The 21,917-nt window shown below is 45.4% G+C and carries 21 protein-coding genes and 1 riboswitch; of the genes, 5 read left to right on the top strand and 16 right to left on the bottom strand.

Going from position 1 to position 21,917, the window contains the following annotated elements:
* Positions 1-461 precede the first annotated feature (461 nt).
* On the top strand, positions 462-917 hold the full coding sequence (locus KI742_RS02290) for an RNA-binding protein (RefSeq protein ID WP_017636066.1): 456 nt from the start codon (positions 462-464) through the stop codon (positions 915-917).
* Here the strand turns inward: KI742_RS02290 and murI are convergent.
* The 3 genes from murI to btuB are packed head-to-tail and all read right to left on the bottom strand — an operon-like array spanning position 880 to position 4,302.
* Complete coding sequence (murI, locus tag KI742_RS02285) at positions 880-1,683, bottom strand: glutamate racemase (RefSeq protein WP_005389694.1); 804 nt, start codon at positions 1,681-1,683, stop codon at positions 880-882. The two genes, KI742_RS02290 and murI, sit on opposite strands and share 38 nt — an antisense overlap.
* Before the next feature lie 31 nt (positions 1,684-1,714).
* Entirely contained in the window at positions 1,715-2,407 is a 693-nt protein-coding gene (locus KI742_RS02280) for an adenine nucleotide alpha hydrolase (protein WP_213886921.1), read from the bottom strand.
* Positions 2,408-2,466: 59 nt separating this feature from the next.
* Positions 2,467-4,302: a TonB-dependent vitamin B12 receptor gene (gene btuB / locus KI742_RS02275; protein ID WP_005378674.1), complete on the bottom strand. Its 1,836-nt coding sequence runs from the start codon at positions 4,300-4,302 to the stop codon at positions 2,467-2,469.
* Between the two features lie 55 nt (positions 4,303-4,357).
* Positions 4,358-4,558, bottom strand: a riboswitch (cobalamin riboswitch).
* 184 nt (positions 4,559-4,742) lie between these two features.
* Between btuB and trmA the strand changes: the two genes are divergently transcribed.
* Positions 4,743-5,852 carry a tRNA (uridine(54)-C5)-methyltransferase TrmA gene (trmA, locus tag KI742_RS02270; protein ID WP_033907263.1) on the top strand — a complete coding sequence of 370 codons (1,110 nt, stop codon included), beginning with the start codon at positions 4,743-4,745 and terminating at the stop codon, positions 5,850-5,852.
* A gap of 65 nt (positions 5,853-5,917) precedes the next feature.
* Here trmA and KI742_RS02265 read toward each other — a convergent pair whose 3' ends face one another.
* Positions 5,918-6,283 carry a YijD family membrane protein gene (locus tag KI742_RS02265; protein ID WP_005378634.1) on the bottom strand — a complete coding sequence of 122 codons (366 nt, stop codon included), beginning with the start codon at positions 6,281-6,283 and terminating at the stop codon, positions 5,918-5,920.
* Positions 6,283-6,924 (bottom strand): HTH-type transcriptional repressor FabR, encoded by a 642-nt coding sequence (gene fabR / locus KI742_RS02260; RefSeq protein WP_005378632.1) that lies wholly within the window; start codon positions 6,922-6,924, stop codon positions 6,283-6,285. The genes KI742_RS02265 and fabR overlap by 1 nt, the downstream gene beginning before the upstream one ends.
* A gap of 263 nt (positions 6,925-7,187) precedes the next feature.
* Between fabR and sthA the strand changes: the two genes are divergently transcribed.
* Positions 7,188-8,618, top strand: coding sequence for a Si-specific NAD(P)(+) transhydrogenase (gene sthA, locus KI742_RS02255; RefSeq protein ID WP_186584596.1), 1,431 nt, complete (start codon positions 7,188-7,190; stop codon positions 8,616-8,618).
* Positions 8,619-8,675: 57 nt separating this feature from the next.
* Here sthA and dinF read toward each other — a convergent pair whose 3' ends face one another.
* The 3 genes from dinF to lexA form a co-directional block, all read right to left on the bottom strand.
* On the bottom strand, positions 8,676-10,025 hold the full coding sequence (gene dinF, locus KI742_RS02250) for an MATE family efflux transporter DinF (protein WP_005378678.1): 1,350 nt from the start codon (positions 10,023-10,025) through the stop codon (positions 8,676-8,678).
* A gap of 55 nt (positions 10,026-10,080) precedes the next feature.
* Positions 10,081-10,875, bottom strand: a complete 795-nt coding sequence (locus tag KI742_RS02245; protein WP_005378679.1) for a class I SAM-dependent methyltransferase — start codon at positions 10,873-10,875, stop codon at positions 10,081-10,083.
* A gap of 194 nt (positions 10,876-11,069) precedes the next feature.
* Positions 11,070-11,690 (bottom strand): transcriptional repressor LexA, encoded by a 621-nt coding sequence (gene lexA / locus KI742_RS02240; protein ID WP_005378682.1) that lies wholly within the window; start codon positions 11,688-11,690, stop codon positions 11,070-11,072.
* Positions 11,691-12,058: 368 nt separating this feature from the next.
* On the opposite strand from lexA, the gene plsB reads away from it, so the two are divergent.
* Positions 12,059-14,485, top strand: coding sequence for a glycerol-3-phosphate 1-O-acyltransferase PlsB (gene plsB, locus KI742_RS02235; RefSeq protein WP_053307422.1), 2,427 nt, complete (start codon positions 12,059-12,061; stop codon positions 14,483-14,485).
* Between the two features lie 63 nt (positions 14,486-14,548).
* On the opposite strand, the gene ubiA is transcribed toward plsB, so the two are convergent.
* Together ubiA and KI742_RS02225 are read right to left on the bottom strand one after the other, a co-directional pair.
* Positions 14,549-15,403 carry a 4-hydroxybenzoate octaprenyltransferase gene (gene ubiA, locus KI742_RS02230; RefSeq protein WP_005378684.1) on the bottom strand — a complete coding sequence of 285 codons (855 nt, stop codon included), beginning with the start codon at positions 15,401-15,403 and terminating at the stop codon, positions 14,549-14,551.
* Positions 15,404-15,943, bottom strand: a complete 540-nt coding sequence (locus tag KI742_RS02225; protein ID WP_005378686.1) for a chorismate lyase — start codon at positions 15,941-15,943, stop codon at positions 15,404-15,406.
* A gap of 161 nt (positions 15,944-16,104) precedes the next feature.
* Here KI742_RS02225 and KI742_RS02220 point away from each other — a divergent pair, with 161 nt between their 5' ends.
* Positions 16,105-16,515 (top strand): flagellar basal body-associated protein FliL, encoded by a 411-nt coding sequence (locus KI742_RS02220; RefSeq protein ID WP_005378687.1) that lies wholly within the window; start codon positions 16,105-16,107, stop codon positions 16,513-16,515.
* A gap of 62 nt (positions 16,516-16,577) precedes the next feature.
* On the opposite strand, the gene glpG is transcribed toward KI742_RS02220, so the two are convergent.
* The 6 genes from glpG to ftsY all read right to left on the bottom strand — a co-directional run.
* Positions 16,578-17,420, bottom strand: coding sequence for a rhomboid family intramembrane serine protease GlpG (gene glpG / locus KI742_RS02215; RefSeq protein WP_031781355.1), 843 nt, complete (start codon positions 17,418-17,420; stop codon positions 16,578-16,580).
* Positions 17,420-17,740 carry a thiosulfate sulfurtransferase GlpE gene (gene glpE, locus KI742_RS02210; RefSeq protein WP_005378691.1) on the bottom strand — a complete coding sequence of 107 codons (321 nt, stop codon included), beginning with the start codon at positions 17,738-17,740 and terminating at the stop codon, positions 17,420-17,422. The genes glpG and glpE overlap by 1 nt, the downstream gene beginning before the upstream one ends.
* A 493-nt stretch (positions 17,741-18,233) precedes the next feature.
* Positions 18,234-19,091: an RNA polymerase sigma factor RpoH gene (gene rpoH / locus KI742_RS02205; protein WP_005378693.1), complete on the bottom strand. Its 858-nt coding sequence runs from the start codon at positions 19,089-19,091 to the stop codon at positions 18,234-18,236.
* A 176-nt stretch (positions 19,092-19,267) separates the two neighbouring features.
* On the bottom strand, positions 19,268-20,236 hold the full coding sequence (ftsX, locus tag KI742_RS02200) for a permease-like cell division protein FtsX (RefSeq protein ID WP_005378695.1): 969 nt from the start codon (positions 20,234-20,236) through the stop codon (positions 19,268-19,270).
* Positions 20,226-20,900, bottom strand: a complete 675-nt coding sequence (ftsE, locus tag KI742_RS02195) for a cell division ATP-binding protein FtsE (protein ID WP_005378697.1) — start codon at positions 20,898-20,900, stop codon at positions 20,226-20,228. The genes ftsX and ftsE overlap by 11 nt, the downstream gene beginning before the upstream one ends.
* A gap of 22 nt (positions 20,901-20,922) precedes the next feature.
* Positions 20,923-21,917 (bottom strand): signal recognition particle-docking protein FtsY (gene ftsY / locus KI742_RS02190; protein ID WP_285334646.1); only part of this gene is annotated, 995 nt, incomplete at its 5' end.

Below are 21,917 nucleotides of genomic sequence, written 5' to 3'. Positions count from 1 at the left end.
TCATTGAAACCTAATTTGATACCGAAGTATCGAATTGGATTATCATCAACGAGTGCCCACACAGATTGATAGGTTCTTATTTTTAAAGAGCTTTTCTAACATTTTCAGCAACTTAGTTGCTCGTCGTTAGGGGTGCGTATCTTACTTTACACCGTGAGAGAGTCAAGCATTTTTTTCAAATTCTTTTTTCTCTCTTCTCGACTCGCTGTGTGACTTTCGTCTCACTCCGTGTCGGTGGATGCGCAGTATAGGGGGTTGAGAAATTAGTACAAGCGTTTTTTGCAAATAAAAAACCAACCGGTCACAAATTATCCAAAAGTGCGATATTTGCATATTTCTTCGTCACATTTGAGACATATCACAGCAATTGGTTGGAAAAACACCAACCATATACGTAAGATTCATGTGTCTATTCTGTTAATGGACAATCGATCTCTTTATCACTATGTGTAGTAATTAAAATGACGTCTAAAAAAAATCTGATTTTATGTGTTGGGCTGGCCATCGTTGGGGGAATCATCTTCTCTCAATTCATCATCCCACCAGCCTTGAGCTTCCTCATTGGTGTTATCGCTACTGCTTTTCTTTTTTCATTTTCTAGCAAAACACCTGTTCTTCAATCTTCGGATCCTGATCCTTCAACTAAAACGCTGTATGTCGGCAACCTTCCTTATAAGGCCAATGAGAGTCATGTTCGCGATTTGTTTGCTGAATATGGACAGGTCTATGCGGTACGCTTAATGAAAGATAAGCGTACTGGAAAAAGAAGAGGGTTTGGTTTTGTAGTGATGGCTGCGGCAGATGCCAAGCCAGCTATCGCTAAACTTAATGAAAAGGAATATATGGAGAGAACGCTAAAAGTGAGAATTGCGAACGATCCTAAACATCCGGATGGTGGTAAACCTGAACAGGATTAAAACCTAGCTTCTTTAAACAAATGTTCAGTGCATCTTCCTGCCAAGGAGTTGCACTGGCATAAATCGACTTACTTCCCTCTTCTGTATCCTCAATTTCATCACTTAATAGCAATGCTTTTACTCGACGTGCAATCGCTGCGCCTGAATCAATTAAAGTAACGTCCCCACCCAAAGCTTGATGAATCTCCTCTTTGATTAAAGGGAAGTGAGTACAACCGAGCACCGCAACATCGACTTTATCGCGAAGGGGAAGCAGGATATTTGTCAGTTCGTCGAGAGAAACGCTGTTGCCTCGCAACTTCTCTTCGGCCATATCTACCAAGCGAGTTGATCCCACCAGCTCAACTGGTTTGCCTTGCGCAAAGTCCCGTATTAACTCGTGAGTATATTGGCGTGTTACTGTCGCCGGAGTGGCGATCAGCCCTACCCCTTTTGATGCTAAAAGCGATGCGGGTTTAATCGCAGGGACAACACCAACAACGGGAATCGATAAATTTTCGCGTAAGGAAGGAAGCACTATGGTGCTCGCCGTGTTGCAAGCAATGACGACAATGTCGACTTGGTGTTCTTCGACTAATGAAGAGACCAGTTGGTTAACTCGTGAAATGAGTACAGCCTGATCGAGTTCACCATAAGGGTAAGCCTGATTATCGAATAAGTATAAGTAGTCTAGCTGGGGCAATAGGCGATGTATCTCTTGGAATACAGAAAGGCCACCAACACCGGAGTCAAAAACTAGGACTTTTTTCTTACTTGCTACTCGCACGAGCCTTACCTAAAGAACAGAAACGTTGCGATCATACTGCGTAGATTTGTTTTGGCAATGCTTTAGCATGGTATCTTTGATGGCTGAATCTATCTCCAGATTCTACATCTCGCTTCGTCAACTCGATATGTCCTTGAAAAGATGGCGAAGACGTGACCAATGTGTGAAATTCACCATTTTCCCCACAGGGATCAATTTGACTTGGTAATGACTCTATTAGGGCTTTGTCATACCAGCGACCACACCATTCTGGAGGGAGAACTCTTCCGTCGATGGTGATTAACATAGTTTGAATACCACGCTCTATGATTTCCATCGCTAGTTTTTCGCTGCTGTCCCCTAATAGAGGAAAGACGCATTCCCAGCCAACAGGTTCAATATAGCTGCGTCGGTAATCGGCAATGCCATTACAAAACATATCACCAAATGCGACAGCTTCTATGTTCAGACCACTACTTTGTAATGCATTAACGATGGTCGATTGATAAATGTCGTTACTTGGAAAGATTTCAGGTAGCTCGATAGTAATGAGCGGAAGCGCAAGTAAGTCTGCTTGCATTTGTACGACTTCAAGCGGAGTTGCTTGGAAAGGGACTTCTTTCCCTACGTAAGTCGTGTACAAACCGACAACTTGATAATTTGGATTCTCGTTAAGGCGCTCAAGCGTTAATGTCGAATCTTTACCACTGGACCAACTGATCACCACTCGCTTGGGTTTCTTCATTCGATTTTCCACCACAAAATATTAAAAACCGCCCGAAGGCGGTTTGTGCTCATTCACGATTAGAATTCGTAGCCAACGTTGATATAGTACGCTCGCTCTGCAGCGGGGTAACCTTTTGCCATCTCATACTCTTCATCAAGTAGATTATCGATACGAGCGCTAATAGAGGTCGACTCATTCGGATAGTAAGTCACTGCCGTATCAACCAACGAGTAAGAAGAAAGCGTGATATCTTGTGAAGGCCAAGTGCTGTAATCCACATCTGGACGCTTACCGACGTACTGATAGCTAACCGACCAATCCACTTTATCGAAGCTCACTAAAGCATTCCACTTATACATTTCTTTAGCGCGACGCTGCAACTGATGCCCTTTATCGTCTTCAGCATCTTTGTAATCTGCACTCAACTGGTGTTGCACAATCCCTGTATCAAACTCAGCAACAAGCTCCACACCTTGGATATGTGTTTCACCATCGACATTCAAATATTTGTATGTGGTTGGATGGTAATCGATAAGATTCGTGATTTTATAGTCATAACCCGTTACGGACCAAAAAACGCCTTGGACATCACCGCTGAATGCTAGCTCCCAAGCATCTGACTCTTCCGGCTTCAGATCTTTCTCACCGTATGTTGGGTCATACTGCTGATATAGGTTTGGAGCCTTAAACGCAGTACCAAAAGAAGCTTTAACCCCAAACTCTGGCACAAACTGGTAACCAGCCGCTAAGCTGTAAGTGAACTCACTACCGTATTCTTCGTTATCATCAAGGCGAGCACTGCCCTCAAGCATTGCTTTATCAATACTGGTGGTTGCCATACCAAACAGAGCGCCATTGGTACGATCAAACGTTTTATTCGCACTCTTGTCTTTATAAGACTCGTTGCGCCAATCAATACCACCAGCCAACGTCGTATTGTTGTTTAGCAAGTAACTGTTGGTCCACTGGACATTTTGCTGCTCAAGTTCATCTTCAGTACCTGAGTGTTTGCCTTTTGCTTGCTCATAGTTCCAAGACTTCTGTTTCTGTGCTGTTACTTGTAGTTCTGACATCACATTATCAGACTGATACTTACCGCCCAGAGTGACAGAAAGATCGTCTTTTTCTGCTTCGTAGTAACCGCGACTGCCGTAGCTGCTGTCATATTGATAAACATTTTCGTAAGCACGTAGGTTACCAAATGCAGACCACTGATCATTGAAGTTATGCACGTAACCTAGCAGACCATTCTTTGTATCAAAGCCATGGCGATCGCCGTCATTAACTCCCGGTACAGGACGAACGTTATAACCATCATCACTTTCACTACCAAGCGCGATATTTAGCTGGCCGCTCTCTGTGACTTTAATACCAGATGCCACACTCAATTCTTGATAATCTAAACTACCTAAACCCGCACTTAACTTCGTTCCTTCTTCGTCAGCACGCGCAATGGTGATGATATTGATCACGCCACCAATCGCTTCTGAGCCATAAAGTGACGCACGCGCACCACGCACGTACTCAATACGTTGAACGTAAGTAAGTGGGATTTGGTTAAAGTCCACAGCGCCCTTCGCTGCTCGTGCAAAACGTACGCCATCAACCAGTACTAAAACTTGGTCGGAACTGGTTCCACGAACAAATAAAGACGCTAACTGACCACGACCACCATTTTGTGAAACTTGAATCCCTGTAAGACGACGCAATACATCTGGTAGGGTTTTCGCTTGAATGCGATCGATGTCTTGTCGAGTAACTACTTCGACATCTGCCAACGTACGGCTTTCGGCTTGCTCAAAACGGTTTGCCGTAACAACGATGGTTTCGTCAGTGGAGGTTTCTTGGGCCTGTAGATAAGAGACAGGTGAAAGCAGCGATGCCAAAGTGATCGCCAGTGCGGATTTTCTCATTGTATTGTCCTAAATCGCGTAATTCCTTCCGAGCCCTGTCATCATGACAGTCCAGTGCTGTGGCTCAGTTGTTGGCAGGTATTCGGACTCAAGAGCACGGGTGTACCGCCTACTTGCTCGACTTCCCACATAAACTAATGCAGTGTCTGATGAGCGTTCGTTCTCTTTTACCGCTGCGCGTCAGTTCTGGATTCACACCAGATTCCCATTTCAGCCATCTAGATTGCTAGATAGCACCAACTTGAGGCAAATATTATTCAGCTATTGATTATTTGTCCAGCCAATATTGCCCTTAGAAGTTGTAACGTTTTGATTGATTTTGCTTTCTACTCTGCCTGTACGCACTATCTTTAAATCAATTCCAGTACAAAACTGGACATCCTATTGAGATTGAATAAAATCTGCGCTCTTAAATTGAATGCACCATAAAAGGTAAGATCATGGCTACTCTTGATGTAAACCCACAACGCTACCAAGAACAACTGGCTGAAAAAGTCGAACGTCTCACGGATATGTTCGCGCCATACAACATGCCAGAACTGGAAGTGTTTGAATCACCAGAGCAGCACTACCGCATGCGTGCTGAGTTCCGTGTTTGGCATGAAGGCGAAGATCTTTACTACATCATGTTCAACCAAGAAACTCGTGAGAAGTACCGTGTTGACCAATTCCCTGCAGCAAGCCGTCTGATCAACGACCTGATGCCGCTATTGGTTGAAGCGATGAAAGACAACGACTCACTACGTCGTAAACTGTTCCAAGTGGATTTCCTATCGACGCTAAGTGGTGAGATTCTGGTTTCACTCCTTTACCATCGCCAACTTGATGAAGAGTGGATTGAAAACGCGAAAGCCCTTAAACAGCGTTTAAATGATGAAGGCTTTAACCTAAACATCATTGGTCGCGCTCGTAAGATGAAGATTGTCCTAGACCGAGACTACGTTATCGAGAAGCTCGATGTAAATGGTCAAAGCTACATCTACCAACAAGTAGAGAACAGCTTCACTCAGCCGAACGGCAAAGTCGCAGAGAAGATGCTGGAATGGGCGGTCGACTGTACCCAAGAAAGCACTGGCGACCTACTAGAGCTTTACTGTGGTAACGGTAACTTCTCGCTGGCGTTGGCACAGAATTTCGACCGCGTACTGGCAACTGAGCTAGCGAAGCCATCTGTGGTATCTGCACAGTACAACATCGCCGCCAATAAGATTGATAACGTACAAATCTTACGTCTATCGGCAGAGGAATTTACTCAAGCGATCGAAGGTAAGCGTGAATTCCGTCGTCTACAAGATGCAGGTGTGGATCTGAAGAGCTACAACTGCAACACGATTTTTGTCGATCCACCACGTGCTGGGATGGATGTCGATACTTGTAAAATGGTGCAAGGTTACGAGCGCATCATGTACATCTCTTGTAACCCTGAGACTCTAAAAGAGAACTTGGACATTCTATGCGAAACACACAACGTGACGCGTTTTGCTCTGTTTGACCAATTCCCTTATACCCACCACATGGAAGCTGGCGTGCTATTGGAACGTAAAGCTTAGTCCACCAGCTTCAGACAAAAAAAAGCGAGCTCAATGGCTCGCTTTTTTTAATTTGATTCGTTTGCTTATTCCGCAGAAGTCTTCTTGCTGACAAAACCTAGCTTCTTACCAATCCATGCGAGTAAGATCATTGAAACCATGATCGCGAAGAAGTTTGAGCCTGCTTCTGGGTATTGCGCTTTAATAAACGCAGAGTGACCAAACGCACCTACGAAGAAACACGCCAAGCCAACCAATGGGATATCTTCTGATACCGGATTATTTAGGTACTCTTGGTAAAGAGCTTGTACAGCCAGTACGAGTGCAATCAATGGGAAGATTGAAAACGATACTTCACTCATGGTCAACCATGACAACAAAGCATCACCACACATACCTGCAACCAGTGCCAAAATCAGCGTTTTCTTTTCAGATTTATTTCCATTCGACATTATTCTATCCCGCCTTTTAATCGGTTACGTTCACGTTCTTTGCGATACCAATAGGCCCCTTTGGCTATCATTCGCAATTGCATGATCAATCGCTCGGCGAGTTCATCGCGCTCACGTCGATCTAAATCTAAAGCTTCAGCCCCCGAACTGAAAACCAAAGTCACAGACGCTTCTGCTTGAGTATACGCCTCTTCTCTGGTCACGCCGGTGCTCATTAAATACTCGGTTAATTCTGCCGCAAAATGCTGGATTTCTCGAGCAACAGCGGTACGAAATTCAGCAGAAGTGCCGGAGCGCTCACGCAACAACAAACGAAAAACGTTCGGACTACTTTCAATGAATTCCATAAAGGTTTCGACCGAGGTACGAATTACGCTACCTTCTTTCACAATACGTTGACGCGCCTGACGCATCAGTTGACGTAGTAGCAAACCGCCTTCATCGACCATAGTTAAGCCTAGCTCATCCATATCTTTGAAGTGACGGTAAAAAGAAGTCGGTGCAATCCCTGCCTCTCGGGCGACTTCTCGCAAGCTAAGGCTGGAAAAGCTGCGATCCGCACTTAACTGACTAAATGCCGCATCGATCAATGATCGACGTGTCTTCTCTTTTTGCTGTGCGCGGATTCCCATCGATTTCATTCTTAACTTGCTCTTTTTCTATAGGGTACAAGAGCCTCAATATAACGCAATTTGCTCCTACGGAGAAAGATATGTTGCTTCGCTCGCTCTGAGCGCCGAGAACGTTACTATTGGCATGCATCTAATTGCAATGTTCTCGATGCAATTTATAGACATACAACATACCAAATCACCCTTTTGGTCGATTCTGCGTGATCACTTCCACTCTCTAACAGGCATTACGTGTACCAATAGAGTAAATGAGTTAAAATCGCGCTAAAGCAATGTTAAGCAAATATAACAAGGAAGGCATCATGGCGCATGTTAATCACTATGACGTGATCGTAATCGGTAGTGGCCCTGGCGGAGAAGGGGCTGCAATGGGATTAACCAAAGCGGGACTGAATGTTGCCATTGTCGAGAAAGAAAGCAGTGTCGGCGGCGGTTGTACTCACTGGGGAACTATTCCATCAAAAGCACTGCGTCATGCCGTTAGCCGCATCATCGAATTTAATAGCAACCCGCTATTTTGTCGAAACAACACCAGCGTTCATGCAACATTTTCTGACATTTTAGGTCATGCTAAATCGGTCATTGATAAGCAAACTCGACTTCGTCAGGGCTTTTATGACCGTAACTCATGCACACTTTTGTTCGGAACCGCGCGATTTATCGATAACTACTCAATTGCAGTAATGCAAAGCGACGGCACAGAAGAAATCTATTCAGCGGATAAGTTTGTCATCGCGACGGGTTCTCGTCCGTATCAGCCTAACGACGTAGATTTCTTGCATGAGCGCATCTACGACAGTGATTCCATTTTGAGCCTGAAACACGACCCTCGCCATATCATCATTTACGGTGCGGGCGTTATAGGTTGTGAATACGCTTCTATCTTCCGCGGCCTTGGAGTGAAAACCGACCTTATCAATACCCGAGACCGCTTGTTGGAGTTTTTGGATAACGAAGTGTCAGATGCGCTGTCTTACCACTTCTGGAACAGCGGTGTGGTAATTCGTAATGATGAGACCTATGAAAAAATCGAAGGCACAGAAGATGGCGTGATTATTCACCTACAATCTGGCAAGAAGATGAAGGCAGACTGCTTGTTGTATGCGAATGGTCGAACAGGTAACACCGATAAGTTGAATTTGGGTGCAGTGGGTCTGGAAGCGGACTCTCGCGGACAACTAAAAGTAAACCGTAACTACCAAACCGATATCGAACACATTTACGCTGTAGGCGATGTCATCGGTTACCCTAGCCTTGCAAGCGCCGCTTATGACCAAGGGCGATTTGTCGCACAAGCCATTACGAAAGGTCAGGCAGAAAACTATCTGATTGATGATATTCCAACGGGTATCTACACCATCCCAGAGATTAGCTCTGTGGGTAAAACCGAGCAAGAGCTAACAGCTGCGAAAGTACCGTATGAAGTAGGACGCTCTTCGTTCAAGCATCTAGCTCGTGCACAGATCGCAGGAAAAGACATCGGTAGCTTGAAGATATTGTTCCATCGTGAAACCAAAGAAATTTTAGGGATTCACTGTTTTGGCGAACGTGCCGCGGAAATTATCCACATCGGTCAAGCCATTATGGAGCAAAAAGGCTCAGCGAATAACATCGAGTATTTCGTCAATACCACCTTCAACTATCCAACAATGGCCGAAGCGTATCGTGTCGCTGCGTTGAATGGTTTGAACCGCTTGTTCTAATCTATGCTTCTTGATAGCAGAAAGAAAAACAGCAGGCTTGGACCTGCTGTTTTTATATCAACATTGTGCTAGGAAGGTATCCTTGTGCCATTGGTAGAGAAAGATAACCCCTAAACCAATACCCCGCATCAACATAAAGCTCGTCATTGCAAACCACAGCGCGTGATTTTCCCACTCGGCGAACAAGTAAAAGACAACGAAGAAACTGCTGGTCGCGACAAACATACTATTGCGCATGTCTTTGCCTTTGGTTGCACCGACAAAAATGCCATCCAATAGAAAGCACCACATCGACACAAGTGGCATCACCACCAGCCAAGGTAGATACACCGCTGCTTGCTGTTGTACCGTCTCAATTGAAGTGATCATGGCGATCAACTGCGATCCCGCCAAACCAAAGAGCGCGGTCAGTCCTAAGCAAATAACCAAACTCCAAAAGAAAGTGCCGACAAGCGATGCACTCAATTGTTGCCTATCTTTGGCACCAATCGCCTTCCCGACCATGGCCTCCATTGCGTAAGCAAAGCCATCCATGCCATACGAGATAATCATCAGGAAGCTCATCAGAACCGCATTTGCAGCGACAACCTCATCACCAAAGCTCGCACCTTGGAACGTCATAAAGCTAAAAGCCGCTTGCAGACACAAAGAGCGCAAGAAAATATCGCGATTCAATTTCACGAAGCGCCCTAAACCGTGTTGAGTGCTGGCTAGCAACTTTTGAGGTGATGGTAATTGTCTCTCTCGCCAGGTTTTCCAGACACACATGAGACCAAAACCCATGCCTGAGTAGTCAGCAATCACCGATGCCAGCGCAGCGCCTTCTACTTTCCACCCCAAACCAATCACAAACAACAAATCGAGGGCAATATTCGTCACGTTGGTGATGATCACCATCCACATTGGTGCTTTGGAATTTTGCGTCCCGAGCAGCCACCCCAACAACACAAAGTTCATTAGCGCAGCGGGGGCACTCCACACACGGATAGAGAAATATTGCATGCCGTAGTGTTTTACCTCTGCGCTGGCGTCACTCCAGCCAAAGATCAAATCAGCAATCGGGTTATGGGCAATAAGGAAGACTAACGCAAACAGCAGCGCCATAAGTGAGCCTTGCATAAACACCAAGGCAAGTTGCTTTCGGTCTTCACCGCCATAGGACTGCGCCGCCAACCCTGTAGTCGACATACGCAAAAAACCAAGCAGCCAAAACGTCACGCTGATCATGGTGCTGCCCAACGCAACACCGCCCAAATACCAAGCGTGGTCTAGATGACCAATCACCGCAGCATCGACCAAACCGAGCAATGGAACAGTAATATTCGACAGCACCATAGGTATCGCTAAAGCTAAGACTTGGCGATGAACTTTTGGGTTAGATAAAGGAGAGAAGATTGAATTTGTCACAGGCACCTCATCAGTAAGATCGACGAGTGTACCTGAGCGCTTAACGACTAGCCAATTACCACTTGATGTGAACGAGGACTGGCGTGAGGCGATGCTTCAGCATTGGAATCTTATTAAGCCAACGCTGCCAAGCTTTCCAACGAGAACAGAATCTATCGAATGGCGAGAAAGCTTTCACCCATTGTGCCCATGGTAACCATTGCAATATCTGTGCTGCAGGCGCTTCAAAGCCATGAGCATAACGATCAGAGCCAAGCTTTTGCCCCCACTTGGTTTCCGTTAAATCTCCTGCCAGCACCATACACAGTTCAGCAGAAACAAAATGTCGACCCAAGGTTTGAATAAATTTCGCGACTTGACGCTCTGTGCAATCGAGCAGTGCCATTTCACATAAAATGAGCACCGGTGCTTGCTCTGGAATGGCTAACGTCTCTAGCCACGACATTTCATCCACACTGCCACAGCGATGTTCATAGCGTTCATTTTTGTGGAACAAGCGCTGACGCCATACCAAATTTTCCGTCACATCCAGCTCTATCCAATGGCAGCGTCCATTATCCAAGCGATAAAAGCGGGTATCCAGCCCCGCTCCGACATTGATTATCCAAGCATCGGGATACTGCTGTAAGAAGTGACTAACCTGCTGGTCACAAAGCTGAGTCAGCGTCACGTGCAGCAATTGCTTCTGCGCAATATCACCACTCAAACAATCCGGCGCCATCTTACAGCTCAAACACGCTTTAGCAGCTATCGGATCGTACACCAAGCCATTGTCGACCATGCTTTCACGGCTACGCAATAACAGTGGCTTTAATAAATGGTTAGGAACTTGATGTTTAGACTGAGACATGGGCATTTCCTGCGCCAGAGAGAAAACATAGACATTGAAATAGATGATAATGAATATCAATTACATTATCAAGCTTATAAATTGGTCAAAACAAACAAGGTCAAGATGATGAGCAAGCTTTTGGAGGAAGTAGAAAAAGAGAAAAGAAGAGAAAAGACAAAACAGCCCAGATCAACTGGGCTGCTTAAATACACTTACATCCAATCGGTATTACGAATAATACCAACGGCTAAGCCTTCAATCGTAAGGTGCTGAGACGTTAAGTCCACTTGGATTGGGGCAAACTCTTCATTCTCAGCATGCAGTAATATGGTTGAACCTTTGCGCTCCAAACGCTTCACAGTCACATCATCATCAACACGCGCAACGACAACTTGACCGTCTCTCACGTCTTGGGTTTTATGCACCGCGAGCAAATCGCCATCCATAATCCCGATGTCTTTCATACTCTCGCCATTTACACGAAGTAAGAAATCCGCTTGCGGTTTGAACATCGCAGGATCGACTTGGTAGTGCGCCTCTACGTGCTCTTGAGCCAAGATTGGCTCACCCGCTGCGACTTGACCAATCAAAGGCAAACCCTGCTCATCATTGGCAGCGTCTTCAAGCAGGATACGAATCCCACGAGAAGCGCCTGGAATAATTTCAATTGCTTGCTTACGAGCAAGCGCTTTTAGGTGTTCCTCTGCGGCATTCGCAGAGCGGAAGCCAAGCTCACGCGCAATCTCTGCACGAGTTGGTGGCATTCCGGTGTCATCGATTTTACTTTTAATCAAATCGAAGACTTGTTGTTGGCGTGGCGTTAACGGCTTCATGTCTCACCTGTCTTTTTATACAGTTAACTGTGAGTATATCCAGTAAATGCTCAAATGAAAACCCAATTGGTTGTTTTTTAATTTATTTGTGGAGAGCTTTCAGCTTACCGATTAAGTTCATTCTTTATTCGTTTAAAACACCGACTTTTCAGTTAATCAAGTCAAAGCAATAACTTAGGGGTTCGACTAATTTACAGCCAATAAAATTAAAAGGTTTGACCAGTTTCTGGTATCCTTGCAGCGCTTAAATTTTATCGCCTAGGCTTATTTCTATTGCCGTACTCATCTCTTTTTATAGAGAAGACATGCAAAGCGGAAACTGAAATAAGGTTAGGCCTGTTTGAATACCTATTGAGGCTGTGAACTTTATGTCTTCTGGACAATCATTTTCACGTTCATTACTAAAACTACCTTTATCGGTACTGGTAAAGGGCACCACAATCCCGTCGAACCCGATTGAAGATCTGAACATCGACCTAACTAAACCGATTGTATATGCCCTGCCGTTCCGCTCGAACGTGGATTTGCTGACACTGCAAAAACAAGCCATGAGCCTTGGTCTACCCGACCCGCTCAGCCCGCTGGAAATCAATGGCAAAACGCTGAACCGTTTCGTCTTTATCGCTGCGCGTCCAACTGTGATGAACAACGATAATGATGTCCCAACCGATTCTGTCTCTCTGTTCACTGACTTACTGGAACTGCACAAGCTGGATAGTGAGTTGGATGTTCAAATGATCCCTGCAACCGTGCTTTGGGGTCGTAAGCCAGGTAAAGAAGAGAACCAAAAGCCTTACCTTCAACCGATGAATGGTCCGCAAAAAGCCAAAGCAGTAATGGCGGCGGGACGCGACTGCTTAGTTCGCTTTAGTCCCGTGGTATCTCTGCGTTATATGGCAGACTCTCACGGTACCGACAGCGCAATTGCGCACAAACTGGCTCGCGTGGCGCGTATCCACTTCTCACGCCAGAAACTGGCTGCTTCAGGCCCAAACCTGCCACAACGCCAAGTGTTGTTTGCTCGTTTACTAAAGTCTCCAGCTATTGAACTGGCGATTGCTGACGAAGCCAAGAGCAAAAACATCTCGATTGATAAGGCACGTAAAGAAGCCCACGACATCATGGATGAAATCGCCGCCGACTTCTCCTACAGTCTGGTGAAAAACGGCGACCGCATCCTGAGTTGGTTATGGACAAAACTATACCAAGGTTTGCACATCAATAACGCCTCGACTGTGCGTCGTTTAGCGCAAGACGGCCACGAAATTGTGTACGTTCCTTGTCACCGTAGTCATATGGACTACCTGCTGTTGTCTTATGTTTTATACCATGAAGGCATGGTGCCTCCGCACATTGCGGCAGGCATTAACTTGAACTTCTTCCCGGCCGGTCCGCTTTTCCGTCGTGGTGGTGCGTTCTTTATTCGTCGTAGTTTTAAAGGCAACAAACTGTACTCAACCATTTTCCGTGAGTATCTAGCTGAGCTGTTTGCCAAAGGCTATTCAGTCGAGTACTTCAGTGAGGGTGGTCGTTCACGTACAGGTCGCTTACTGCAAGCGAAAACGGGTATGCTGGCTATGACCATCCAAGCAATGCTACGTGGTTTAAACCGCCCAGTAACGCTAGTGCCGGTCTACATCGGCTACGAGCACGTAATGGAAGTGGGCACTTACGCGAAAGAGCTGCGTGGCAAACGCAAAGAGAAAGAAAACGCAGGGCTTGTACTGCGTACTCTGCGTAAACTGCGTAACTTTGGTTTGGGCTATGTGAACTTCGGTGAGCCAATTCAGCTCAACCAATACTTGAACGAGCATGCTCCTGAGTGGACGAAAGACATCGACAGCATGGGTGGTAACAAACCACAATGGATGAATCCTGTGGTCAACGACCTTGCTAATAAGATGATGACGCACATCAATGATGCGGCGGCAGCAAACGCGTTGACCTTGTGTGCAACCGCACTGCTTGCTTCTCGTCAACGTGCACTTTCTCGTGACTCGCTGATCAATCAGATCGAGTGTTACTTAAAGCTACTCAAAAATAATCCGTACTCAAGCACCTCCACTATCCCTACCGAAAGTGCTGAGGAGTTGGTTGATCATGCAATTTCGCTTGATAAGTTCGTGATTGAAACCGATAGCATGGGTGACATCATTTCGCTGGACCGTAGCCAATCGATCCTGATGACTTACTATCGCAACAACATCATTCACTTGTTCGCTCTGCCGTCATTAATTGCCCAAATGCTCATTCGTCAGCGCAACCTTTCGGTAGCCAAGATTCAAGCTAATGTCGCGCAAATCTACCCATTCTTGAAGAAAGAGCTGTTCTTAAGTTACCAAGAAGACGAGTTGGATGAATTGGTCGTTAAAACACTGCATGAATTTGCCGATCAGAAAATGATTAGTCTTGATGGTGATAAGCTGGAAATCAATCAATCGAACAACCAGCCTTTGGTTCTGCTAGGTCGTACGATAACTGAAACGCTGCAACGCTACTCTATCGCGATGAACTTGCTTGTTGCTTACCCTGAACTCGGTAAATCGGACCTAGAGCAGAAGAGCCAAGATATTGCTCAGCGCCTAGGGCGTTTGCACGGTATTAATGCGCCAGAATTCTTCGATAAAGGTGTGTTTACCGCGATGTTCAATACGCTCAAACAGCAAAAATACCTCGATAACGATGGTAACTGTGACACGAAGAAAACGCAGCAATTTGCACGACTACTGTTCACTCTGCTTTATCCAGAAGTGAAACTGACGATCGAAGAGAGTATTCACCAACTTCGGTCGTAACCGTTTTATCTTCTTTCAATAAGAAAAAGGCATCCAATCGGATGCCTTTTTCTATTTCTTCGCTTACCAAAATGCGACCAGTAACCCTATCGCTATCACCATGCCAACATAATTGTTGTTAAGGAAAGCCTTAAAGCACAACTCACGCTCACGGTGACGAATTAAGTGCTGCTGATAAACAAACAACGACGCTGCAATCAAAAGGGTCCAGTAGTAACTTTGTCCCAATTGGTAGAACTGCCCTAACCAAACCAACATCGCGAGTGTAATCAGTTGCAACACACCAATAATAAGCTTGTCATGACGACCAAACAGAATTGCCGTCGATTTAATGCCAATCTTTAGATCATCATCTCGGTCTACCATCGCATATTGAGTGTCGTACGCAATGGTCCACAAAGCGTTAATGAGGAACAAAAACCAAACAATCAATGGTAATTCCCCAGTTTGTGCAGCCCACGCCATTGGAATCGCCCAGCTAAAAGCCAAGCCTAAAAATAGCTGTGGAATATGAGTGTAACGCTTCATAAATGGATAGATGAACGCCAACACAATGCCAGCGAAGGATAGCTGAATCGTCAGCGGGTTCATGGTCAGCACTAACAAAAACGAGCTGATACCCAAAACCAAAAATAATCCAATCGCTTCTTTTGCTGTCACTTTCCCTGATGGCAGTGGACGTTGCTTAGTACGCTTTACATGGCCGTCGACTTTGCGATCTGCAAAATCATTAATCACGCACCCCGCACTACGCATTAGGAAAACACCCAATACAAACACGATGAATACATCCCAACTTGGCATCCCTTGGGCTGAGATAATTAGCGCCCAAATCGTTGGCCACATCAGTAACAGTGAACCAATCGGGCGATCCATGCGCATCAGTTGCCAATATGCTTTGGCTTTTTCTGCGGACATTTACACTGTCTCCTTAGCGTAAACTGGTGAATTAGATAAGAATAACTCGGCGACTAGCATCGGTTTGTGATTCATCCACAACCTTGAGCGTCGTGCTAACAAACGTCCTTCTGGTACGGCTACCCATCCCATTTGCAAAGAGTCCCGCTCAACGTTATCTGCGCTAAACACAGTTAGTCCTAATGGGATATCCCCTTGTTGAGCCAAATCATACTGCTGATCAACTAAGGTTGAACGAGGAATCAATGTCCGCCCAATAACCCAGTTATTATTGTCACCGCACAAAATTACCTCTCTCAGTAAGCAATCTTGTTCGGACAATAACTGGCTTTCGTCCTGTTTTAATGTCGCTGCAGTGACGATCTGATTTTGTAGCAATTCTACCGTTAACGCTTGGCAGTGCTGTTTTAAACGACGTGACAAAGACCCTTGCTCTTCAAGCCAATGTTTGGCAAATTCATTTGGAAATTCGAATTCTTCGGGGTTTTGCCACTCTACTTCCAATAAAGAAGCAAGATAGAGTGATGTTGGCTGATTCATACTAGTATTCAATTGGAGGCTTTATGCGTACAATAAAGCAACAACTTACCGTCCATAGTAATGTATGTAACCGTAAGTTCCGTTATTTGTTATAGACGGCCCATTGTATCAAGACTGAAGCGATTCGAATATCGCGATCCAGAGAAAGAAAAGTTAGAAATATGTACAAACGTTATATAGCCCAAATTATTTTTGCGTTAACCATACTATTCGCCGCACCAAGTTGGGCTGAAACGGAAGAAGCTGGACCTAAGTTGGCATACTTTACCCTAGAGCCTGACCTCACTACTAACTTTTACACCAAAGGCAAAAAGTTAGGTTATGTGCAAGTGCGCATCGACATCATGGTAATGAGTCAACAAGATTTATCAGTTGTTGAGCATCACCAACCTTTGATTCGCGATGCAGTGATTGAATTATTGGGTAAGCAAACAGAAGATACGATTAAGTCCCTTTCTGGCCGAGAAGATCTGCGCAAAACTTTAGTGACGACCCTCAACGAAACGCTTTTGCCTGAAACAGGTAAAACCATCATTGCCGATTTGTTGTTTACAAAATACCTTTATCAATAAACCCAAATCCGTTTTGAACATAAAAAAGACCGCTCTTGAGCGGTCTTTTCATTTCATCTGCTTTAGGCTTGCTGTTGGTATTTCATCTTGCCTGAATCAAACAGCGCAATCGCCATCCCCGACAGTAGCCCAACTAAGTGAGCGGTGTTTGCAATCGCCATAAATGGCTGCACAAAACCAAGAACTAACCATACCAACATAAAGACGATGATTGGCTTGGGTAGCGTAAGGCCTAAATGTGGCAAGCGGTAACCCAATATCCACAAATAACCAAGCAGTGCATAGACCACGCCAGACAAGCCGCCGAAGTTAGCCCCTTCAACATAGAACTGGCCTGCCCCTGAAAGCGCTGCCGACACCACAAAGAGTTGCAATAGCTTACCGGAACCGAGACGACGTTCGATGTCGCCACCCAACTGCCACCACCATAGTAAGTTAAACACGATGTGAGTTACTGAAAAGTGCAGTAACGCATGACTTAGCCATCGCCACACTTGCCATTGTTGCCCCTCAAAAGCCGGGAAGTGCAACAACTTAAACACGCCATTGCCAAAGCCAAACATTTGTAACAAGTAGATGATGATACAGACTGTCATGATCAGCAAAGTCATGGGGCCAGCTTTCGCTTTGACCATGCTTATGATACTCGGGCTGGAATAATGAAATGTGCTCTTACGAGTATCGGCAACGTCCCACGAGGCGGCGCTGTATTTTGAATCAGACGGGTTAGCAAGGAACAGCTTAAGTTCGGCTTCCGCTTCTATTTCATGCTGGCTATCAGTCAGCCACAGCGCAAATTGCCCATCCCCTTCTGGCATCATTTCGATGTCAATTTGGCGAGAGGCCATATAATCAATAAAGGCTTGCGCCATACGTGGATTATTTAACGTTACCAATCTCTTCATTAACTTCTCACTATCGGTAGTTCTGCTCGATGCCAGGCTTCAAAGCCACCATCTACACTGTACACCTGTTCAAAGCCTTGGTTAACCAAATATTGCGCCGCACCTTGGCTACTAATGCCGTGGTAACACATCACCAGAATAGGTTGTTCGAACTCCACTTCATCCATAAACGCAACGATCGTATCGTTAGTTAAATGATACGCGGACTCCGCATGCGCAACGGCAAACGATTGAGGGTCACGGATATCTACAAGCTTCGCATCACCCTGCTCGAGCAGCGCTTGCGCACCTTGTACATCGATATGCTTAAACTGATCCATTTACTTTCTCATTGTCTTATTAATATACCCAAGCAACCTCGAACCTAACGTACTAATCAGCGCCCGTGGTACAGCATAAAATCCATATTTGAAGCTGCTTGGGTATACTGCCGCTATTGTAACCTATCCAACGGCAAACTTAGACACATGGATAATCAGGGTTTTCAAAAGTGTACACATTCCAACCATTTGTGGATAAAGCTGTGAATTGCGTTGATAAAGTGTATTTGGATCTTTTGATCCACAATATGTAGTGATGATCCTGATCTAACTGTGTGTATATCTATAACTATCCCCAGATGGAAAAGTGCTTGAATCCCTTATTTTGTCCGGGTTTCGAACAGTTGATAAATAATTACTTCACAGAGTTATACACAGGTAGCACATAAAATCCGGATCGCAAACGCTATCGATTTTCGATCGACAATAAAAAAGCCGAGATCACATGATCTCGGCTTTCTATGAAAATCTTACTTTCAATTAGCAGTGGAAATTAAAATTCACCCACAGCCAATTTTAGTTTCTTCATTGCATTTTTTTCTAGCTGGCGAATACGCTCGGCAGAAACACCGAACTCATCAGCTAAGTCTTGCAATGTTGCTTTCTCATCATCTAACCAACGAGAACGCACGATGCGCTGACTACGCTCATCCAAACTCGCTAATGCATGACCCAAGCGATTGTTGGTATGCATTTCCCAGTTGGCGGCTTCAATGTTGTCGGCCACATCAGACGATTTGTCTTCTAGGTATAGCATCGGCGCTGTGTAAGCGTTTGAGCTGTCGTCTTCATCAGTTGGCATATCAAAGGTTGAATCCACCGCCGCTAAGCGTGATTCCATCTCGCGAACTTCAGAAGGCTCAACACCTAACTCGCGCGCAACGGTTTCTACTTCACCGTTGTTAAACCAACCCAAGCGCTTTTTCGACTTACGCAGGTTGAAGAACAATTTACGTTGCGCTTTAGTGGTCGCAATTTTCACGATACGCCAGTTACGTAGCACGTATTCGTGGATCTCTGCTTTGATCCAGTGGACAGCGAAAGAAACCAAGCGAACCCCTACTTCTGGGTTAAAACGCTTAACGGCTTTCATTAGACCGATGTTACCCTCTTGCACAAGATCCGCCATTGGCAAACCGTAGCCAGAGTAACCACGAGCAACGTGAACAACGAATCGTAGGTGCGAAAGAATTAGACCTTTTGCAGCCTCAATCTCACCTTTATAGTGTAATCGTTCTGCCAGCTCACGCTCTTCGTCTGCAGTCAGCATTGGGTAGCTGTTTACTGAGCGAATATAGCTATCAAGGCTATCTTGCGTGACTAGAGCCATCGGATACGCTTCTTTTGTCATTCAATTCCTCATCAATCTCTGATCTGGAGCATTACATTGCAATTTAGCTTCGATATCTTGAACTCAAAATGAACAAGTTTCAAGAAGGGGAAGCAATTATCCATAAACATTTGGTCTAAGCAAGGGTTCAAAATTAGCTAGTGCTAATGAAGTCCAAGTAATAAGACCGCCATCACTTAAACTGGTTCAATTTCTTTTAAATGTCGTTGCGCAGAAAAGCGCGCCGCAATACATCCCAAAAGACTCCCAATGATGATTAGTAACAAAGATTCATCCCAACTTAGACCAATCAGGCGGAACTGGCTATCGTACAACGCAGCAAGGTCTTCCACCGCACTATTCATGACAATGGTCACTAAAGCCGTTACCAACCACGCAATAGTGGCACCTAACACGCCAAACCACATGCCTGTGTACAAGTAAGGGCGCAGAATAAAACTGTCCGTCGCACCGATCAGTTTCATGGTTTGAATCTCTTCTTTATTCGCCAGCACATTAAATCGCAATGTATTGCCAACGATTAAAAATACCGCACCGAGCATCAGTACTGTCAGGGTAATGACAATAATACTCGCGAGAGTTTTGATGGCATCAAGACGCGCCAGCCAGTCTTCGTCAAGTCTCACGTCGGTCACATCTTGTTGCTCTCGAACGTCTTTGGCTAATGACTGAATATCACTTTTTAGCTCCGAATCTGGCGTAATCACCAACACACCAGGTAGCGCATAGCCACTTAAAAGACTGATAGCTTGGTCGAACCCTGCATATTGGCTTAAATCAGATAGACCTTGTTGCGGTGAAATATATTCTACCTCTTTTACCAAAGGCCAAGTTTCAATTTGATCTTTGAGAACCATCACTCGTGCATCCGGCATGCCTTCAACTAAGTAAGCACTAACTTGTGAAGGAGAAGCGACATCTTCCGCTGCCCCCGCAACGTTTTTCCCCAATAGATACAAACAAGCTGGCATGGCAAGTGCCATAGAGATGACCGCTAGGGTCAGAATGTTGCCTAGTGGTCGTTGCCATAAGGCGCTAAAAGAGGATTTAGCTTGTTTTGCGTGGACAGAGAAAAAACCATCGGTATTCGCACGCTTGGCACTGCGGCCTTTCCCCTTCTTTTGGGAGTGCTTGTTACCTGCCATAGTCTTCTACCTCACTTAGGAAGCCTTGGTTCAATTCAAAATGACGATACTGTGGGCGAGTGTTTACTAACCCCACATCGTGCGTGGCAAGTAGGATAGTCACGCCCGCACGGTTAAATTCTTCGAATAGACGCAACACACGGTTGGATAATTCTGGGTCAAGGTTACCCGTCGGCTCATCAGCCACCAGCAACGTTGGTCGATTAACCACAGCACGGGCAATACCGACGCGCTGTTGTTCACCACCAGAAAGTTGACTAGGTAGACAACGAGCTTTATCGAGTAAGCCCGTTTTATCTAACGCCGCAGAAACACGGCGTTTGATTTCGTTTTCAGAAATCGATTCGATACGCATTGGCAGAGCGACATTGTCGTACACACTGCGATCCATCAATAGGCGATGATCTTGAAAAACAATCCCAATATTGCGGCGCAAAAAAGGGATGTCTTTGCCTGGAATACGCGTGATGTCGTGGCCATTAAAATGGATTTTGCCATCGGTTGGTCGCTCTATCGCGCAGATCAATTTCAGCAAGGTACTTTTACCAGCCCCGGAATGTCCGCCTAAAAACGCCATTTCACCGCGCCTCAGGTGAAAATCGACTTTTTGCAGTGCTTGTCGACCACCTCGGTAAGCTTTGCTTACTTGCTGAAATTTGATCACCGTTGATTTCCTCTAACTCTTTTTATTCTTCACGACTAAACAGTGCGTCAATAAACTCTTGAGTTTCAAATGGACGCAAGTCTTCGATACCTTCACCCACACCAATGTAACGAATTGGAATACCGAACTGATCAGCAATAGCGAAAATTACGCCGCCCTTGGCTGTACCATCCAGCTTAGTCAAAGTAATCCCGGTTAGAGGGGCAACATCACTGAAAAGTTTCGCTTGGCTAATGGCATTTTGTCCTGTACCTGCATCAAGCGTTAGCATGATCTCATGTGGTGCAGAGTCATCAATTTTCTTCATCACACGTACAATCTTACGCAGCTCTTCCATTAGGTTCGCTTTGTTCTGTAGACGACCTGCTGTATCAGCAATCACCACATCCACACCACGTGCTTTTGCCGCTTCAATCGCATCATAGATAACAGAGGCACTGTCTGCGCCAGTATGTTGAGCAATCACAGGAACATTATTACGTTCACCCCACACTTGTAGCTGCTCAACCGCTGCGGCACGGAAAGTATCGCCCGCTGCAAGCATCACTTTTTTGCCTTGAGTTTGGAACTGCTTCGCTAGCTTACCGATGGTCGTGGTTTTACCCACGCCATTTACACCTACCATCAAGATGACGTAAGGCGTTTTGTTGCTATCGATTTCTAGTGGCTGTTCGACTTTAGAAAGAATCTCAGCCATTTCTTCTTTCAACAAACCATAAAGGGCTTCGCCGTCTTTCAGATCGCCACGTGTGGCTTTTTCTGTCAGGTTGTTGATAATTTTTGTTGTGGTATTCATGCCCACATCAGCAATAAGCAGTTGCTCTTCTAGCTCTTCAAATAAGTCTTCATCGATTTTCTTACCGCTGAACAAACCGAAGAAGCCAGCACCAATATTTGCTTTTGTTCGGCTTAGGCTGCGTTTAAGACGAGCAAAAAAGCTTTCTGTTGGCTTTTCTTGTTCTTGAACACGAGGCGCGGCCGATACGACTTCTGGCTCCTCTGCTTCTGCTTCTGCTT

This window comes from Vibrio sp. D417a (genome assembly GCF_030248595.1).
In the GTDB taxonomy this organism is placed as follows: domain Bacteria; phylum Pseudomonadota; class Gammaproteobacteria; order Enterobacterales; family Vibrionaceae; genus Vibrio; species Vibrio alginolyticus.
Note: the sequence above shows the minus strand (reverse complement) of the source record. Positions and strands in the feature narration are given on the sequence as shown.

Coding starts and splice junctions, on each gene's coding strand:
- sthA (WP_186584596.1), top strand. CDS start 7,188: ATGTTAAGCAAATATAACAAGGAAGGCATCATGGCGCATGTTAATCAC.
- KI742_RS02280 (WP_213886921.1), bottom strand. CDS start 2,407: ATGAAGAAACCCAAGCGAGTGGTGATCAGTTGGTCCAGTGGTAAAGAT.
- plsB (WP_053307422.1), top strand. CDS start 12,059: ATGTCTTCTGGACAATCATTTTCACGTTCATTACTAAAACTACCTTTA.
- KI742_RS02290 (WP_017636066.1), top strand. CDS start 462: ATGACGTCTAAAAAAAATCTGATTTTATGTGTTGGGCTGGCCATCGTT.
- glpE (WP_005378691.1), bottom strand. CDS start 17,740: ATGGATCAGTTTAAGCATATCGATGTACAAGGTGCGCAAGCGCTGCTC.
- btuB (WP_005378674.1), bottom strand. CDS start 4,302: ATGAGAAAATCCGCACTGGCGATCACTTTGGCATCGCTGCTTTCACCT.
- ubiA (WP_005378684.1), bottom strand. CDS start 15,403: ATGTCCGCAGAAAAAGCCAAAGCATATTGGCAACTGATGCGCATGGAT.
- KI742_RS02245 (WP_005378679.1), bottom strand. CDS start 10,875: ATGTCTCAGTCTAAACATCAAGTTCCTAACCATTTATTAAAGCCACTG.
- trmA (WP_033907263.1), top strand. CDS start 4,743: ATGGCTACTCTTGATGTAAACCCACAACGCTACCAAGAACAACTGGCT.
- rpoH (WP_005378693.1), bottom strand. CDS start 19,091: ATGACAAAAGAAGCGTATCCGATGGCTCTAGTCACGCAAGATAGCCTT.
- KI742_RS02225 (WP_005378686.1), bottom strand. CDS start 15,943: ATGAATCAGCCAACATCACTCTATCTTGCTTCTTTATTGGAAGTAGAG.
- KI742_RS02220 (WP_005378687.1), top strand. CDS start 16,105: ATGTACAAACGTTATATAGCCCAAATTATTTTTGCGTTAACCATACTA.
- fabR (WP_005378632.1), bottom strand. CDS start 6,924: ATGAAATCGATGGGAATCCGCGCACAGCAAAAAGAGAAGACACGTCGA.
- lexA (WP_005378682.1), bottom strand. CDS start 11,690: ATGAAGCCGTTAACGCCACGCCAACAACAAGTCTTCGATTTGATTAAA.
- glpG (WP_031781355.1), bottom strand. CDS start 17,420: ATGAAGAGATTGGTAACGTTAAATAATCCACGTATGGCGCAAGCCTTT.
- KI742_RS02265 (WP_005378634.1), bottom strand. CDS start 6,283: ATGTCGAATGGAAATAAATCTGAAAAGAAAACGCTGATTTTGGCACTG.
- ftsX (WP_005378695.1), bottom strand. CDS start 20,236: ATGGCAGGTAACAAGCACTCCCAAAAGAAGGGGAAAGGCCGCAGTGCC.